General features: G+C 72.8%; 17 protein-coding genes. 5 read left to right on the top strand and 12 right to left on the bottom strand.

The window, feature by feature from the left end; all coding sequences use genetic code 11:
• Positions 1 to 56: 56 nt before the first annotated feature.
• The 9 genes from ACFWPT_RS00355 to ACFWPT_RS00315 form a co-directional block, all read right to left on the bottom strand.
• Entirely contained in the window at positions 57 to 581 is a 525-nt protein-coding gene (locus ACFWPT_RS00355) for a hypothetical protein (protein WP_380478348.1), read from the bottom strand.
• Between the two features lie 336 nt (positions 582 to 917).
• Positions 918 to 1,901: an urease accessory protein UreD gene (locus tag ACFWPT_RS00350; RefSeq protein ID WP_380478346.1), complete on the bottom strand. Its 984-nt coding sequence runs from the start codon at positions 1,899 to 1,901 to the stop codon at positions 918 to 920.
• Positions 1,898 to 2,518, bottom strand: a complete 621-nt coding sequence (gene ureG / locus ACFWPT_RS00345) for an urease accessory protein UreG (RefSeq protein ID WP_063349828.1) — start codon at positions 2,516 to 2,518, stop codon at positions 1,898 to 1,900. The genes ACFWPT_RS00350 and ureG overlap by 4 nt, the downstream gene beginning before the upstream one ends.
• Positions 2,519 to 2,615: 97 nt before the next feature.
• Complete coding sequence (locus ACFWPT_RS00340; RefSeq protein ID WP_380478344.1) at positions 2,616 to 3,386, bottom strand: urease accessory protein UreF; 771 nt, start codon at positions 3,384 to 3,386, stop codon at positions 2,616 to 2,618.
• Complete coding sequence (gene ureC, locus ACFWPT_RS00335; RefSeq protein WP_063349826.1) at positions 3,383 to 5,107, bottom strand: urease subunit alpha; 1,725 nt, start codon at positions 5,105 to 5,107, stop codon at positions 3,383 to 3,385. The genes ACFWPT_RS00340 and ureC overlap by 4 nt, the downstream gene beginning before the upstream one ends.
• The gene (locus tag ACFWPT_RS00330; RefSeq protein WP_063349825.1) at positions 5,107 to 5,505 is read right to left on the bottom strand and encodes an urease subunit beta; all 399 of its coding nucleotides are present in this window, start codon (positions 5,503 to 5,505) and stop codon (positions 5,107 to 5,109) included. The genes ureC and ACFWPT_RS00330 overlap by 1 nt, the downstream gene beginning before the upstream one ends.
• Positions 5,506 to 5,543: 38 nt before the next feature.
• Positions 5,544 to 6,404 carry a sirohydrochlorin chelatase gene (locus ACFWPT_RS00325; protein WP_380478342.1) on the bottom strand — a complete coding sequence of 287 codons (861 nt, stop codon included), beginning with the start codon at positions 6,402 to 6,404 and terminating at the stop codon, positions 5,544 to 5,546.
• 3 nt (positions 6,405 to 6,407) lie between these two features.
• A complete protein-coding gene (locus ACFWPT_RS00320) occupies positions 6,408 to 6,713 on the bottom strand; it encodes an urease subunit gamma (RefSeq protein WP_063349823.1) in 306 nt (101 codons plus the stop codon).
• Positions 6,714 to 6,803: 90 nt separating this feature from the next.
• The gene (locus ACFWPT_RS00315; protein WP_380368885.1) at positions 6,804 to 7,775 is read right to left on the bottom strand and encodes an urea transporter; all 972 of its coding nucleotides are present in this window, start codon (positions 7,773 to 7,775) and stop codon (positions 6,804 to 6,806) included.
• Between the two features lie 616 nt (positions 7,776 to 8,391).
• On the opposite strand from ACFWPT_RS00315, the gene ACFWPT_RS00310 reads away from it, so the two are divergent.
• Both ACFWPT_RS00310 and ACFWPT_RS00305 read left to right on the top strand, forming a co-directional pair.
• The gene (locus ACFWPT_RS00310; RefSeq protein WP_380478340.1) at positions 8,392 to 10,200 is read left to right on the top strand and encodes an MFS transporter; all 1,809 of its coding nucleotides are present in this window, start codon (positions 8,392 to 8,394) and stop codon (positions 10,198 to 10,200) included.
• Positions 10,197 to 10,844: a MarR family winged helix-turn-helix transcriptional regulator gene (locus tag ACFWPT_RS00305; RefSeq protein WP_380478338.1), complete on the top strand. Its 648-nt coding sequence runs from the start codon at positions 10,197 to 10,199 to the stop codon at positions 10,842 to 10,844. The genes ACFWPT_RS00310 and ACFWPT_RS00305 overlap by 4 nt, the downstream gene beginning before the upstream one ends.
• Positions 10,845 to 10,864: 20 nt before the next feature.
• Here ACFWPT_RS00305 and ACFWPT_RS00300 read toward each other — a convergent pair whose 3' ends face one another.
• Positions 10,865 to 11,626, bottom strand: coding sequence for an alpha/beta fold hydrolase (locus ACFWPT_RS00300; RefSeq protein WP_380368876.1), 762 nt, complete (start codon positions 11,624 to 11,626; stop codon positions 10,865 to 10,867).
• Between the two features lie 105 nt (positions 11,627 to 11,731).
• Between ACFWPT_RS00300 and ACFWPT_RS00295 the strand changes: the two genes are divergently transcribed.
• From ACFWPT_RS00295 to ACFWPT_RS00285, 3 genes are all read left to right on the top strand, one after another.
• Positions 11,732 to 12,265 carry a SigE family RNA polymerase sigma factor gene (locus ACFWPT_RS00295; RefSeq protein WP_063349820.1) on the top strand — a complete coding sequence of 178 codons (534 nt, stop codon included), beginning with the start codon at positions 11,732 to 11,734 and terminating at the stop codon, positions 12,263 to 12,265.
• Positions 12,262 to 13,206, top strand: a complete 945-nt coding sequence (locus tag ACFWPT_RS00290) for a hypothetical protein (protein ID WP_380478336.1) — start codon at positions 12,262 to 12,264, stop codon at positions 13,204 to 13,206. Before ACFWPT_RS00295 ends, ACFWPT_RS00290 begins: the two co-directional genes overlap by 4 nt.
• A gap of 376 nt (positions 13,207 to 13,582) precedes the next feature.
• On the top strand, positions 13,583 to 14,689 hold the full coding sequence (locus ACFWPT_RS00285) for a serine hydrolase domain-containing protein (RefSeq protein WP_380478334.1): 1,107 nt from the start codon (positions 13,583 to 13,585) through the stop codon (positions 14,687 to 14,689).
• Positions 14,690 to 14,780: 91 nt separating this feature from the next.
• Here ACFWPT_RS00285 and ACFWPT_RS00280 read toward each other — a convergent pair whose 3' ends face one another.
• Both ACFWPT_RS00280 and ACFWPT_RS00275 read right to left on the bottom strand, forming a co-directional pair.
• Positions 14,781 to 15,518, bottom strand: coding sequence for an SDR family NAD(P)-dependent oxidoreductase (locus ACFWPT_RS00280; protein ID WP_380368869.1), 738 nt, complete (start codon positions 15,516 to 15,518; stop codon positions 14,781 to 14,783).
• 96 nt (positions 15,519 to 15,614) lie between these two features.
• Entirely contained in the window at positions 15,615 to 16,046 is a 432-nt protein-coding gene (locus tag ACFWPT_RS00275; RefSeq protein WP_380423767.1) for an Rrf2 family transcriptional regulator, read from the bottom strand.
• Between the last annotated feature and the right edge of the window lie 142 nt (positions 16,047 to 16,188).

Here is a 16,188-nt window from a genome sequence, read left to right as displayed (position 1 = left end):
CGACCGGGTGAATCCCGCCGTCACGGCGCCCGGACGCCCCCCGGGTGTGCTGCTGCTCACCGACCGCGCCGGACCTGTTCGCGCACGTGCTCGGGGTACCAGCGGGTGATCCGGAACGCCAGCACCAGCAGGATCACCGGGATGACCCAGGTCAGCCAGTCCTTCGCCGAGCCGACGTGCAGGGCCGCCAGCCCCAGGAGCGCCGTGATCAGGAAGACCGTGCCCCAGAGCGCGGTCAGCAACCGGTTGGTGCGCCGGAACCGCGGCGTGCCCCAGACCTCCGGCGGCGTGGACTCCCGGGCGTACTGCTCGGTGAACGGGGTGAACGCCAGCGATCCCAGGGCCACCGCCGCGAGCACGCCGCTGGACAGCACCTGCGCGTAGGTCTCCAGCCAGACCAGGCTGTGCCGGTCGAGCACCAGGCCCAGTACGCAGAGCACGGCGAAGAAGACCACGCCGACGATGGTGAGCACCTTGAGCGCACGGTGGCGCGCGTCCGGCAGGGCGACGACGAGCGCGGCGACCAGCGCCGTCAGGGCCGCCAGTTTCCAGGTGCTCGGCCCGGCGATGACGTCGAACACGATCCACGGGACGAACGAGAGGAAGACCGAACCGGACCGCAGACCGCCCCGGCCCTGGCGTCCCGGCCCCGGACCGGGACCGGGACCGGGACCGGGGGCGGGGGCCGGGGGCGGGGGCCGGGGCGGGGGCCGGGGCGGGATCGGCTGCCGGGCCGGATACGGGGTCGGGCGGGGAAGGTCCGAACGTGGGTCGGTGCATGAGAGCCTCCGGTTCCATGCTGCGACCAGGCCGGTCCGGCTGCATCCGGGGCCGCCCTCGCCCCCTCGCGCCCCCTCCCCGAGGCGCCGGGGCGCTTCGGGGAGGTGCGGGGAGGTGCGGGGAGGTGCGGAGCGGGGTCAGGTCTTGCGCAGGGCCGGGGCCGGGGCGCCGATGAGGAGCCGGCGCACGGCGTCCCAGGCGGTGCGCTGGGCGGCGGCGCAGGCGCGGGTGTCGGAGCCGAGCAGGCGGAGCCAGGCGCCGCTGTCGTGCGGGAGGACGCTGACGCCGTGGAGCAGGCCGCTGCCGGCCAGGGCCTCGTGCAGGGTGTCGGCGACCTGCGCGGCGGGGGCGAGCGGAGTGACGACGTAGAGGCTCGCCATGACGTCGTGGCCGGCCAGGACCGCCGGGCCGGTCACACCGGCCTCCGGGGGCTCCAGCCGGACGGTGTCGACGGCGATCAACTGACCGTCGGGGCGCCGCACTTCGAGGTCGGAGGCGAACACCTGGTAGGCGTTGCGCTCGCCCCGGGCGAGGCGGCCGGCGAGGACGGTCTCGCCGGCCAGCACGGTGGCGGTGGGGTCGACGGTGAGGACGGTGCGCTGGTAGAGCCGGGAGTCGACGAAGGGGATGACGGGCTCGGGCAGGTACTCGACGTAGGCGCGGGGGCCGGCGTCCAGGTTGACCAGCTGCGTCGCGTAGTCGAACTCCATCCGGTAGACCTTGGTGGCCGCCTGGGTGGTGAGGTGGGTCGCGGTGTCGGCGCCGCAGCGCAGGTCGGTGCGGAGCCGGTCGGCCTGGAGGATGCCGCCGCCGGTGGACATCAGGAAGGTGACGGCGAGGTCCGGGCGGGCCGGGTCGAAGTAGAGCGGGCGCATGATCTGCAGCGGCGACTTCTGGTAGTGGCCGGTGAGTTCGGTGCGTTCGCCGATCCGTTCGAAGGCCAGCTCCAGCAGGCCGACCTTGCCGGGGCGCCCGACACCCAGGGTGTCGGGCGCCCCGGCGTACCGGCGGACGGCGTACGGGACGCGGGCCGGCTCGTAGTGCCGCGGATCGAGCCGGGGCACGGCGGCCTCGGCGGCCTCCCCCGCAGCCGCTTCCCCCGCGGCCGCAGTGACGGTCATGCCGGGACCTTGCGGAAGGTCTCCAGGAAGGTGGCGATCTCGTCCAGCCCGTGCCCGGTGAGGCAGTTGGTGAGCACGACCGGCCCGCCCTCGCGGACGCGGTGGGCGTCGGACTCCATGATGCCGAGGTCCGCGCGGACGTACTGGGCGATGTCGATCTTGTTGATGACCAGCAGGTCGGACTCGGTGATGCCCGGGCCGCGCTTGCGGGGCATCTTCTCACCCTCGGCGGTGTCCAGGACGAAGAGGAAGAGGTCGACCAGGACGGGGCTGAAGGTCAGCGTGAGGTTGTCGCCGCCGGACTCGAACAGCAGGGTGTCGACGTCGGGGAAGCGCTCCAGCATCTCGGCGCCGGCCGCGAGGTTCATCGTCGGGTCGTCCCGGACGGCGGTGTGCGGGCAGGCGCCGGTCTCGACGCCGACGACCCGCTCGGGGTCGAGGACGCCGGCCAGGGTGCGACGCACGTGCTGCGCGTCCTCCTGGGTGTAGATGTCGTTGGTGATGACCGCCGGGCGGTGGCCGTTGGCGATCAGCACCGGGACGAGGGCCTCGATGAGCGCCGTCTTGCCGGAGCCGACCGGCCCGCCGATGCCCACGCGGAGCACGTTCTCGGTCATTGCTGTCTCCTTCTGATGCGGTGTGACGTTGGTTCTGTGTCCGGGAGGAGCGGGAGCTGCGACACTCCGGCGCCCGCCCGCACCTCCCGGACGCGGTTCAGCTGGCGAACAGCCGGGCCTCGGCCCGTTCGTGCCGTCCGGACATCGCGTCGGCGACCGGCACGCACCCGCCCAGGTCGTCCAACTCCCGGGTGAGGGCGGCCCGTACGGTCTCCTCGATCACCGGCGCCGCGGCCCGCAGCACCACCTGCGCCTTGCGGTGGTCGGTCAGCCGCAGCCGCAGGGCGGCGCCGACGAAGCTGGTGCAGAAGGCGAACAGGTCGCCGGCGACGGCCTGGTCGACGGGCACGGCGGCGGAGGCGTAGGCGACTCCTGCGGCCACCGGCTGGGAGCCGGGGGCCTGCTTGGCGGCGACCAGTTCGGCGTACCGGTCCAGCGGTTCGCCGCCGATCGACTCCCGGGCGATGTCGAGGAGTTGGCGCCCGGTCCGGGTGGAGGCCAGGCGCAGCTCGCGGTTGAGCTTGGTGGCGTGCAGCCGCTGGTCCACCTCGACCAGCAGGCCCCAGTCGCCGGCCCGGGCGGCGCCGTGGGCGAGGGCGAGCGCGGTGGCGTCGCCGGGGCCGACCGAGTGGCGCAGCAGGTCGGTGAGCAGGTCGGGCATGGTGTCCGCGGTGACGGCCTTGGCCTGGGCGTAGCCCTCCAGGCCGTGCGAGAGGGTGTAGAAGCCGCTGGGGAAGGCCGAGTCGGTCAGCTGGAGGCTGACCAGCAGGGCGTCGAGGCCTCCCCCGAGCCCGGGAGAGCCGGGCCCCGACGAACCGGACCCCGACGAACCGGGCCCCGAAGAGCCGAGCCCCGAAGCGCCGCTCACGCGAGGTAGAACAGGTGGTTGAGCGGGAGTTCGCGGGCGGGCTCGATGGTGGCCGGCTCGCCGTCCAGGGTGACCTTGTAGGTCTCCGGGTCGACGGCGATCTTCGGCAGCGCGTCGTTGCGGACCATGTGCTGCTTGCCGACCGAGCGGCAGCGCCGCACGGGCAGGACCCTGCTGTCCAGGCCGAGTTGAGCCGGGACGCCGAGGTCGATGGCGGCCTGCGACATGAAGGAGACCCGGGTGGCCTGCTTGGCCCGGCCGAGCGCGCCGTACATCGGGCGGTAGTAGACCGGCTGCGGGGTGGGCAGCGAGGCGTTCGGGTCGCCCATCAGCGCCCAGTTGATGACGCCGCCCTTGATGACCATCTTGGGCTTGGCGCCGAAGGAGTTGATCGGCCAGAGCACGATGTCGGCGAGCTTGCCGCTCTCCAGCGAGCCGATGTGGTCGGCGGTGCCGGAGGCGATGGCCGGGTTGATGGTGAGCTTGGCGAGGTAGCGCAGGACGCGGAAGTTGTCGTTGCGCTCGGTGTCGCCGTCGAGCTTGCCGCGCTGGTCCTTGCAGTGGTGGGCGGTCTGGAAGGCGCGGGTGAAGGACTCCCCGATCCGGCCCATCGCCTGCGAGTCCGAGGAGAAGATCGAGATGACGCCCTCGTCGTGCAGGACGGTCTCGGCGGCGATCGTCTCGGCGCGGACCCGGGAGTCGGCGAAGGAGACGTCCTCGGGGATGTCGTGGCTGAGGTGGTGGCAGACCATCACCATGTCCAGCAGTTCGTCGACCGAGTTGACGGTGTAGGGCAGCGTGGGGTTGGTGGAGGACGGCAGGACGTTGGGCTCGCCGGCGATCCGCATGATGTCGGGGGCGTGGCCGCCGCCCGCGCCCTCGGTGTGGAAGGTGTGGATGGTGCGGCCGTCGATGGCGGAGAGGGTGTCCTCGAAGAAGCCGCCCTCGTTGAGGGTGTCCGTGTGGATGGCCACCTGGACGTCGTACTCGTCGGCGACGCCGAGCGCGCTGTCGATGGCGGCGGGGGTGCTGCCCCAGTCCTCGTGCACCTTGAGGCCGCAGACGCCGGCCTCGACCTGCTCGCGCAGGGCGCCGGGCAGCGAGCCGTTGCCCTTGCCGAGGAGGCCGACGTTGACCGGGAGGTCCTCGACCGCCTGGTACATCCGGTGGATGTTCCACGGGCCGGGGGTGCAGGTGGTGCCGTTGGTGCCGTCGGAGGGGCCGGTGCCGCCGCCGATGAGGGTGGTGATGCCGTTGCTCAGCGCCTCCTGCACCTGCTGCGGGGCGATGAAGTGGATGTGGGTGTCGATGCCGCCGGCGGTGGCGATCAGGTGCTCGCCGGAGATCACCTCGGTGCCGGGGCCGATGACCAGCCGGGGGTGCACGCCGCTCTGGGTGTGCGGGTTGCCGGCCTTGCCGACGGCGGTGATGAAGCCGTCCTTGACGCCGATGTCGCCCTTGACCACGCCGAGGACGGCGTCCATCACGACGACGTTGGTGATCACCAGGTCCAGCGCGCCCTGGGCGGAGGTGGCGGCCGGGTCCTGGGCCATGCCGTCGCGGATGCCCTTGCCGCCGCCGTAGACGGCCTCGTCGCCGTAGTGGCCCTGGTTGAAGTCCTTCTCGATCTCGACGACGAGGTTGGTGTCGGCGAGGTGGAAGCGGTCACCGACGGTGGGCCCGAAGAGATCGGTGTACTGCTTGCGGGACAGCGTGGCCATCAGCGGTCGCCTTCCTTGTGGTCGAGGTTGGTGCCCTTGAACCCGAGGGCGATCGCCCGGTCGATCGCCCGGGCGCGGGTGTCGGCCGACCTGATGCCGCCGTCGACGAGGTTGCTGAAGCCGATCAGGCGGCCGTGGCCGCCGAACTCGGCGAGCGTGACGTCCTTGGTGTCGCCCGGCTCGAAGCGGACGGCGGTGCCGGCCGGGATGTCCAGGTGCTTGCCGTAGGCGGCGTTGCGGTCGAAGTCGAGGGCGCGGTTGGCCTCGAAGAAGTGGTAGTGCGAGCCGACCTGGATCGCCCGGTCGCCGGTGTTGCTGACCGTGATGGTGACCTGGGCGCGACCGGCGTTGATCTCCACCGGGTCGTCGCCGTACAGGTACGTGGCGCCACCAGACATGGCGGGCCCTTCCTCTCTGTCGGTTCAGTTCAGTCGGTTCAGTGATGTGTGTGGCCGTGGGTGTGTCCGCCGGTGGCACCGTGGCCGTGCGAGTGGTCCCCGCCGGGGCCGTGGCTGTGCGCGTAGCCGTGCCCGTGCTCGGCGTCGAGGCCGGCCAGGATGCCGTCCTCGCCGTGGCCGAGCAGGTGCAGGGCCGCCGCGGTGCGGGCGGCGACGACGCCGGCGATCGCGGCCGGCCGCAGCAGCGGTCCGCCGTCCCGCACCCCGGGCAGTTCGGTGCGCAGCGCCGGTCCGAACGAGGCCGGGACGGCCGTCACTTCGCGGGCGCCGAGCAGCCGGCAGCGTTCGGCGCCCTCGGCGAGGTCGGGGTCGCCGCCCGCGAAGGCCACCTCGACCCAGCGGTGGTGGCCGTACTGGCGGACCAGCCGGGCGATCCGGAACAGGTCCGCGTCCTCGAAGGGGCCGGCCGCCGGGGCGGTGACCAGCACGGCGCCGTCGGGCCCGGGGGCGGCGGAGGCCGCGGCCCGCAGCCAGCCGACGAGGTGGTCCTTGCCGCCGAACGCCCCGGTCAGGGCGAGTCGTCCGCGCCCCTCCCCCGCTGCCAGCCAGCGCAGCGCCCGGGCGGTGTCGGCCACCAGCTTCGGGTCGCGGCCCAGCGTCATCGGGACGACGCACACCGGGCCGTCGGTGGCGGCCAGCGCCGAGCGGACGGCCTCGCCGAGCGCCCGGCCGGCGGCGGCCGCGGCGTGGACGGCGGGCTCGCGCTCCACCAGGGCGGCCAGGTCCCGGCCGCCGTCGCTCTCGTGCCCGCCGGCCAGCACCACCGTGGCGGCGGACGTCGGGGCCGAGGTCGGCGCGGGCGTCGGACCGGTCACCGTTTCCGACTGACGTACCGTCATGGCTCAGGCACCCACCGGGTCGTGGCAGGAGACCAGCTTGGTGCCGTCCAGGAACGCGGCCTCGACCTGGAGCAGCGGCAGCATCTCGCGGACGCCGGGCATGACGTCCTCGCCGCTGACGACCTGCTTGCCGATCTCCATGCACTCGGCGACGGTGCGCCCGTCCCGGGCGCCCTCCATGATCGCCTCGCTGATCAGCGCGCAGGCCTCGCTGTAGTTCAGTTTCACACCGCGGTCGCGGCGTTTGCGGGCCAGATCGGCCACGACGTAGATGTACAGCTTGTCCATCTCACGCGGGGCGAGATTCACGGGAATCACTCTTCCTTTCCGAGGGAACTCCGCAGGAACTCCGAATGAACACGCCTGTCACGGGCGGGAATTCGGGCTACCGAAACCCGGTCAGACTCTGCGCAGCCGGGGAATGGCCGGCACCGCCGCCAGGAACAGCATGGTGGTCAGGACGAACGGCCAGGTGAAGGCGTGGCCGCCGAACGGCGCGGTGGCGGCGGCCAGCGCCGGGGTCAGGACGGTGGCGGCGGCCGCGCCGAGGACGGCGTAGGCCGCGCTCCACCCGCCGGGGGCGACGAACACGCCGCACAGCGCCATCGCGACGAGCACCCCGCTGTACCCGAGCAGCCCCTGGCCGACGGCGTCGGCGGGCGCGCCGAGCGCCCAGGCGGTGAGCAGCCCGGTCGCGCTGCCCGCGCAGGCCAGCAGGCCGGCCGGGCGGCTGGCCGCGAAGATGCCGGCCAGGAACAGCAGGCCGACGTACCACTGGGGCATGAAGAAGATCTGGCCGATGTTGGCGAAGAACCCGTGCCACAGCTGGTCCCAGGTCAGCCCGATCGGGCCGGCGGCCGGCCCGGCCAGGGCGGTCGGGGCGCCGGTGCCGTGCCACAGGTGGCGGAAGCCGGGCGCCGCGGCCGTCGTCGCGGTGGCGACCAGGCAGAACGGCGCGGTGAGCGCGGGCAGTTTCCAGCTGTCGAGCACCGCGCCGAGGCCCGCGGTGACCACCACGGCGACGACGGCGCCGAGGACGGCCGCCGCGACGGTGGCGGGGTGGTCGGGGCCGAGGAAGACCGCGCACCCCAGCGCCACCAGGCAGCCGTTGTAGCCGTGCAGCCCGGCCTCGACGGCGTCGCGCGCCAGCCGCAGGCCGTACGCGACGGCGGTGCCGACGGCGCTGCCGAGCAGTCCGTAGACGCCGTAGCGCCAGCCGGCCGCGAAGAGTGCGGCCACGAAGAACAGGCCGCAGACGGCGGACGGCATGAAGTCCACCTGCGCGACGCCGCGCAGGACTTCGACGGCTAACTTGAGGGATATCGGGCGGGCGGCCCCCGAGGCCCCCGGCTCACCCTTTTTCTGACCCATACTTCGCACCAATTCCCGGTACGGCTTTTCACGGCATGGCGAATAGTCCCGCAAGGCTGCTCGACTTTACTCGCGAGCACGCCCGGCGATTCCTCCGGAACCGTACTCCTGCGGAATGCCGGTCGGCGCGGACACGACCGGTTACACCCGTATGGCGAAGGGTGATCATCAGGCCTCTGAGCTGCAACAATATGTTGATTGCGCAGGTCAGTGACCCCCCTGTGGAGAGCCATTCTTTGCGAAGTTTTACTTGCGACAGACGAAAACGAGAAGGTGGTCATGTCAAGGAATTCGACACGAAGCCGCCCCGGTCAGGCAATTCGGACATCCGGCGCCGCGAAAGGCGGCGCAGCACTGCGGGAATGTGGCGGAAATGTGCATGCGACGCGTCGGAAAGCAGCCGGGTCGGCGAACGCGGGCCCGCGAGCACGAACCGGCCGCCGGGCTCCCGGCAGCGCGGGAGCGGACCGATGGCCGGTGGCCGGTGGCCGGTGGCGGCCTCCGGGACGCCTGCGGGCTACCGGCAGTGGGGTGGTCGGACTATCGTTAGTTAGCGAAAGCTATCGAAGTACTCTCCGACTGGCGGCCCCGGTCTGCCACTCACCTGGGGGCAGCGGTGGCGACGAAGATCCCGAACAACGGCAGGCGCCGGCCCGTCCGCGCGGTCCGCGGAGCCGTGGCGGCGGACCATCCCCGGTACAAGTGGGTCGCCCTCTCCAACACCACGCTCGGCACCCTGATCGCCACCGTCAACGCCTCGATCGTCCTGATCTCCCTCCCCGCGATCTTCAACGGCATCGGCCTCGACCCGCTCCAACCCGGCAACGTCAGCTACCTGTTGTGGATGCTGATGGGCTACATGCTGGTCACCGCCGTCCTGGTGGTCACCCTCGGCAGGCTGGGCGACATCCACGGCCGGGTCCGGATCTACAACGCCGGCTTCCTGATCTTCACCCTCACCTCGGTGGCCCTCTCCCTCGACCCGCTGCACGGCGGGCCGGGCGCGCTGTGGCTGATCGGCTGGCGGGTGGTGCAGGCGATCGGCGGCTCGATGCTGATGGCCAACTCGGCCGCGATCATCACCGACGCGTTCCCCGCCCACCGGCGCGGCATGGCGCTGGGGGTGAACATCGTCGCGGGCATCGCCGGCTCCTTCATCGGCCTGGTGCTGGGCGGGCTGCTGGCCGAGTGGAACTGGCGGTCGATCTTCTGGGTCAACGTGCCGATCGGCATCCTCGGCACGGTCTGGGCCTACCGGTCGCTGCGCGAGACCGGCGTACGGCGGCCCGCCCGGATCGACTGGTGGGGCAACGTCTCCTTCGCCGTCGGCCTGACCGCCCTGCTCGCCGCGATCACCTACGGCATCCAGCCCTACGGCGGCCACACCATGGGCTGGACCAGCCCCTGGGTGATGGGCGGGCTGTTCGGCGGCGTGGCGCTGCTGATCGCCTTCTGCCTGGTCGAGTCCAGGGTCGCCGAGCCGATGTTCCCGCTGGCGCTGTTCCGCGACCCGGTCTTCGCCGGCGGCAACGCGGCCACCCTGCTGGGTTCGATCGCCCGCGGCGGCCTCCAGTTCATGCTGATCATCTGGCTGCAGGGGATCTGGCTGCCGCTGCACGGCTACGACTACGCCGACACCCCGCTGTGGGCGGGCATCTACCTCGTCCCGCTGACCGTCGGCTTCCTGGCCGCCGGGCCGGTCTCGGGCTACCTCTCCGACCGGGCCGGGGCCCGGCTGTTCGCCTCCGGTGGACTGGTGGTGATGGCCCTGTCCTTCGCCGGACTGCTGCTCCTGCCCACCGACTTCGGCTACCCGTGGTTCGCCGTCCTGGTGTTCCTCAACGGGCTGGGCGGCGGCCTGTTCGCGGCCCCCAACACCTCGCTGATCATGTCGAGCGTGCCGGCCGAGGCCCGCGGCGCCGCCTCCGGCATGCGGGCCACCTTCCAGAACGCCGGCATGGTGCTCTCGATCGGCGTCTTCTTCTCGCTGATGGTGGCCGGCCTGGCCGACTCGCTGCCGCACACCCTCACCGCCGGACTGACCGCGCAGGGCGTGCCCGCCGCCGACGCGCACACCATCGCCTCGCTGCCACCGGTCGGCACGCTCTTCGCCGCGTTCCTCGGGTACAACCCGATCCAGCAGCTGCTGGGCCCGCACGTGCTCGGCATGCTGCCGGCGGCCAACGCCCGGACGCTGACCGGCCGGGAGTTCTTCCCGCAACTGATCTCGGGCCCCTTCCACGACGGCCTGGTCGTGGTGTTCTGGCTGGCGATCGCCATGTCGCTGGTCGCCGCGGCGGCCTCGCTGGTCCGCGAGCGGACCGGGCCGCGCCGGCCCCGCCGCACCCGGCCGGGCACGGTCGGGCCCGCTGAACGGCCCGGCGTGCGCCGGCCCGCACCGCGCGGAAAGGCCCGCAGGCCATGACCGGGCACGATGCCGTGACCGACTCCGTGACCGGCGCCGACGCCGACACCGCGACCGGCGCCGACACCGCGACCGACGCCGAGGCCGCAACCGCCGCCGACGCCGACGCCCAGGCCGGGAGCCACGGCGGAGCCGGGGCCGGTCTCTCCGCCGAGGCCGTCGTCCGGCTGCGCCTGGCGATCGGCCGGCTCAACCGGCAGATGGCCCGCGCCTCCGGCGGCCAGGACCTCACCGTCGCCCAACTCTCCGCCCTGGCCCGGGTGGAGGTGCACGGCCCGCTGCGGCTCGGCGAACTCGCCGCGCGGGAGGGGGTGGCCGTGCCGTCCGTGCTCCGCACGATCGCCCCGCTGACCGCCGACGGCCTGATCGCCAAGACCCCCGACCCGCTGGACGGCCGTTCCCAGCTGCTCGAACTCACCCCGGCCGGCCTGGCGGCGATCACCCGGATCCGCCGGGAGCGCTCCGCCCTGCTGGCCCGCCGCAGCGCGCGCCTCACCCCGCAGCAGTGCCGTCAACTGGAGGCGGCCGTACCGCTGTTGGAGCTGCTGCTGGACGATCCCGACCCGGCCTTCCCCGGCCAAGCCTGCCCCGACCCGCCCTGCCCCGACCCGGCCTACCCCGACCGGCGCGACTCCGCCGGCTGAGGCAGCGCTCCTCGGGGCGCCTACGCCGTCTCGCGGAGGAATCCGGTGAGCAACTCGAAGGTCTCCTCGGGCCGTTCGAGGCCGGGGAAGTGGCCGGCCCAGGGCAGTTCGAGCCGGCGGGCGCCGGGGATCCGGGTCGCCAAGGAGTCGGCGATCTGCCGGAAGTCGTCCACGTCGTGGCCGCCGGTCACGACCAGGCAGGGCGCCGTGATCCGGGAGAGGTCCGCTTCGTCGTCGGTGGGGCCGATCTCGGCGTCCGTCTGCACCTCGAAGGCGCGCCGCTGCATCCGGCGGACGAGTTCGCGGGCCTCGTCGCCCGCCTCCGGGCCCAGCCAGGTCTCCACGTTGAGCTCGACGGCGCCCTCGACGTCCCCGGTCGCGAGGAGTTCCCGCTCCCGTGCGGCGAAGGCCATCAGGGCGTCACCGGCGACGTGCTCGGCCGCCCCGGAGCAGAGCAGGGCCAGCGCGGTGACGGCCCCGGGGCGCAGCGCCGCCACGTCCATGGCGACCTTCCCCCCGTACGAGGCGCCGATCAGCGCGGTGCTCTCGACGCCCAGGTGGTCGAGGAGCGCCAGCACGTCCTGCGCGTCGCTGTACGGGGCGTCGGCCGGCGGCGTGTCGCCGAAGGCCCGGAAGTCGCCCCGGATCACCCGGTAGCCCGCGTCGACCAGCCCCTGCCACTGCGGGTCCCACATCCTCCGATCGCACACGGACGAGTGCAGCAGCACCACGGTGGGGCGGTCGCCCGGCAGGTCATGAGATACGTCATGGGAGAGGATCATCCGCGGATCGTATCGACGCCTCTGGGGGACGCCAACCGGTTTGGTGATCGGAGGGAGTAAGCGCTTTGGGCCGCTTCCGGGCTCTAGGTGGGTGAGGAGGTGCTCATGGGAGGCACGAAGACCGACCGGGACGAGGAGTTCCAGGCGTTCATCGTCGGGGCCTGGCCACGGCTGCTGCGGACGGCGTACCTGTTGGCCGGGGAGCAGTACGCGGCCGAGGACCTGGTGCAGTCCGCGGCGGAGAAGGCCTGCGCGGCCTGGGCGAAGGTGCGACGGGCCGGCGATCCGCACAGCTACGTGCGGCGGATCCTGGTGAACGAACACGCCCGCCGCTGGCGCCGCCGCGCGCCGGAACTGCTGGTGTACGCCGTGCCGGACGAGGCCGGAGCAGAGGACTGCTACGCCCGCTCCGACCAGCGCGGCGCGCTGATGACGGCGCTGGCCGCCCTGCCGGCCCGCCAGCGCGAGGCCGTGGTGCTGCGCTACTGGGAGGACCTGAGCGACAGCCAGGCCGCCGAGGCGATGGGCTGCTCGACGGGCGCCGTGCGCAGCCACGCGGCCAAGGGGATCGCGAGACTGCGGGGGGCCGCAGCGCTGAAGGAAATCAAGGGCATGACGAGCATCGGAGGTGCGGTATGAGCGCGGGCGGCAACGGCGGGACGGTCGGCATGGGCGCGGCGGGCGACGACGGCGACGTGTGGGTCGGACTCGGCCTGGCGGAGGTGGCGGCCGGGGCCACGATCAGCCCGGCGCCGATGGCGGACATCATGGCGGGCGGCCGCCGGATCCGGCGCCGGCGCCGGTCGGTGGTCGGCGCGCTCGCACTGGCCTCGGTGGTGGTGCTGGGCGGCGGGACGATGGCGGGTCTGCACAGCTCCCCCGCGAGCAGCGGCGCCCAGGCGCTCGTCCCGGCCAACGGCGGTCCCGGCGGCGGCACCGGGGGCGGCCCGGCCGCCCAGCCGTCCGGCACGGCGACGGCCGAGCGGGACCCGTTCACCCCGGTCCGGGTGACGCTCGCCCAGGGCAACACCCCCGACGGCAAGACGTGGAAGCTCTGGACGGCGCTCTGGCCGGTCGCCCCGAAGGAGCGGGCGTACGAGCAGGCGGTGGCCGTCTGGGAGGAGCGCCACGCCGTCGACCCCTCGCTCGACAAGCCGACGGAGGCGTACGTCCAGCAGTACTGGCAGCCCAACGAGGACGTCGTGAACGACTACGTCACCCTGGACGGGGTGCGCCAGCCGCACGACAACGCGGGCAGCTACCCGGCGCCGGGCCACCTCGACCCGCGGATGGCCGACACGTTCAGCGGCGGCCTGATGGGCGCCCGGGACAAGTCCGGCACGCCCGGTCCGCTCCCGATCAAGCTCGCCGTGATGGCCCTCGGCCCGGACGTCGGCAAGGTCCTGGTGACCTGGTCGGACGGCACGGTCATGGAGCCGTGGCTGAAGGCCGTCGGGGACTCCCCGTACCAGCGGCTGGTGGTCCCCGAGCAGCCGGGCAAGAAGGTGACGTCGTGGCAGTTCTTCGACAAGAACGGCACCAAGCTGCCGGACGCCGGCGAGAAGATGCTGACCGAGTAGCGGTCGGCGCGATCGGCTGAACACGACCGGGCGGCCACGACCGCCCGACCAGGCCCGCGGGGCCGGCCCGCTCCCCCGGCGGGCCGGCCCCTCGTCGGTGCGCGGGGCGGTCGGCGTGCGGGGCGGTCGGTGCGCATCGCGGAAACGTGGGAGAAAGTGCTCCCCCGGTCGAGGGAGGTCATCGGCGGGCCGCCCGAGCAGACTGGCGATCACAGCCGGGGAGGACTTCCCGGCCTCCCCTTGATTGCACCGGAGTTGACTCGTGCGTGAGCAGATGTGGCAGCCGCTTTCCTCCCGACCTTCCTCCTGGCGTTCGTCCCGGCTTTCCTCCGGACTTTCCTCCCGGCGCCCGCAGGCCGGTCGGCGCGGGGTCGTCGTGGCGGCGGCGGCCGCGGTGGCCGTCGGCGTCATGACCGCGGGCACCGCCCTGGCGCCGTCCACGGCCGCCGCCGCCCCCCGCCCGGACACCGTCCAGCAGGGGCTGAACGCGCTGGTCCGCGACGACGGCCTGCCCGCCGCGCTGGCCAGCGTCCAGGGCCGTGACGGCCGCACCCGCACCTACACCACGGGGGTCGGCGACGTCACCACCCGCGCGAAGGTGCCGGTCGACGGCCAGGTGCGGATCGGCAGCAACACCAAGACGTTCACGGCGGTGGTCGTGCTGCAGCTGGTCGGCGAGGGGAAGATCGGCCTCGACGAGCCCGTCGAGTCCTACCTCCCCGGCCTGGTCCGCGGCGACGGCATCGACGGGCGCCACACCACGGTCCGTCAGCTCCTCCAGCACACCAGCGGACTCCCGGACTACGAGGGATACCTCGACGAACCCTCCCTCCAGCACCGGTACTTCGAGCCGCGCGACCTGCTGGACATCGCCTTCCAGCACAAGGCCGACTTCGCCCCGGGGGCGAGCTTCAAGTACAGCAGCACCAACTACGTGCTCGCCGGCCTGGTCGTCCAGAAGGTCACCGGCCGCCCCATCGCCGAGCAGATCGACCAGCGCATCATCAAGCCCCTCGGCCTGCGACACACCTACTACCCCGCCCAGGGCGACCGGACCATCCGCGAGGCCCACCCCCAGGGCTACCGCAAGGACGCGGCCGACGGGCACCTGATCGACTTCACCGAGCTGGACCCCTCCGCGGGCGGGGCGGCGGGCCAGATGATCTCCACCAACTCCGACGTCAACCAGTTCTTCACCGCCCTCCTCGGCGGCCGCCTCCTGCAACCGGCCCAGCTCGCCCAGATGCGCACCACCGTCCCCATCGGCGACAGCGGCGCCGCCTACGGCCTGGGGCTCATCAGCCGGCCGCTGTCCTGCGGCGGCGTCTACTGGGGCCACGGCGGCGACATCCCCGGCTACGAGACCCGGGGCGGGGCGACGGACGACGGCCGCGCCGTCAACATCGCGGTGACCACCGTCCCGCCGGACGCCGCCGGCTCGGAGCACGTCGAGAACGTCGTGGACACGGCCCTGTGCCGCTGACCGAAGTCCGGTGAGGGAGTGGGAAGTCGGCGGGTCCGACTTCCCACTCCGCTTTTCCACTCCGCTCAGGTTCTGTCCCGAGGTGAATCCCCTAGAGCTGGGTGACGCCGCCGTCGACGAGCAGTTCCGCGCCGGTGGTGAAGGAGCTCTGGTCCCCGGCCAGGTAGAGGGCGGTGGCGGCGACCTCCTCGGGTCGGCCGATGCGGCCGAGCGGGGTCGTGGCGACGGCCTGATCGACCTGGGGGTACGCCGCCCGCAGCTCGTCGGCCCCGGGGGTCGCGACCGGGCCCGGGGTGAGGGCGTTGACCCGGATGCCCCGACCGGCGAGTTCGGTGGCCCAGGTGCGGGCGAGGCTGCGGATCGCGGCCTTGGTGGCGGCGTAGACGCCCAGGCCCGGGACGCCGCGCAGGGCCGCGCTGGAGGAGAGCAGGATCACCGAGGCGCCGGCCGACAGCAGCGGGAGGGCCTTCTGCACGGTGAAGACCGTGCCCTTGAGGTTCACGGAGGTGGTGTGGTCGTACTCCTCCTCGGTGATCTCGCCGAGCAGGCCGAAGTCCCCGAGGCCGGCGTTGGCCACGACGACGTCGAGCCGGCCGCTGCGTTCGGTGATCTCGGCGAAGAGCCGGTCGAGGTCGTCGAGCTTCGACACGTCGCCCCGGATGCCGACACCCCGGCTGCCGACCTGCTCGACGGCGGCCGCCAGCTCGGCTTCGCGGCGCCCGGTGAGGTACACGGTCGCCCCCTCGGCGGCGAAGCGGCGGGCGATGGCCAGGCCGATGCCGGTGGAGGCGCCGGTGACGAGGGCGGTCTTGTTGTCCAGCTGTCCCATGAGATTCTCCGAATCTTGACGTAACTATTCTTGTTACATTTTTGGGCACAAAAAGCGGCGCAGGAAGCGACGCAGGAAGCACTGCCACGGCCGAGGCTAGGCGGCCTTCAGCACGTCGCGCAGCACATCCTCCAGCGTGGTCCCCGCCAGCTCCCGGCGGAGGGTGGCCTCGATCCCGCCGTAGACGGCGGCCATCACCGGAGCGATGCCGTGGCCCACGACGCACTCGGGGTCGGGCGTGGCGGGATGCAGGGCGAAGATCGGTCCCGGCTCCACCGCCTCGTAGACGTCGAGCAGGGTGATCGCCGACAGGTCCCGCGACAGCGTCCAGCCGGCCCCGGCACCCCTTCGCGAGTCGACCAGGCCCGCCTTGCGCAGCTGGGCCAGCAGGCGGCGGATCACCACGGGATTGGTGTTGACGCTCGTCGCGATCTGCTCGGAGGTGGCGACCTCGTGGCCACGGCGCTGGTACAGCCCGATCCAGGTCAGGGCGTGTGCGGCGACGGTCAACCTACTGTTCGCACTCATGCCGCCCATCACCCCTCTCCATGTCGTAACTGTAATAGTTACATCGGCCTACGACAAGCCCCGGCGGAGTCGAGGGGGGTGTGGGGGGGGGGCGCGAACCACAAGACGAGCGTGTGGGGGGGGGTGGGGGTGGGGGGGTGGT

The sequence above is a fragment of the Kitasatospora sp. NPDC058478 genome (assembly GCF_042720345.1).
GTDB lineage: Bacteria > Actinomycetota > Actinomycetes > Streptomycetales > Streptomycetaceae > Kitasatospora.
The sequence above is the reverse complement of the archived record's forward strand: the minus strand, read 5'-3'. Positions and strand labels throughout refer to the sequence as shown.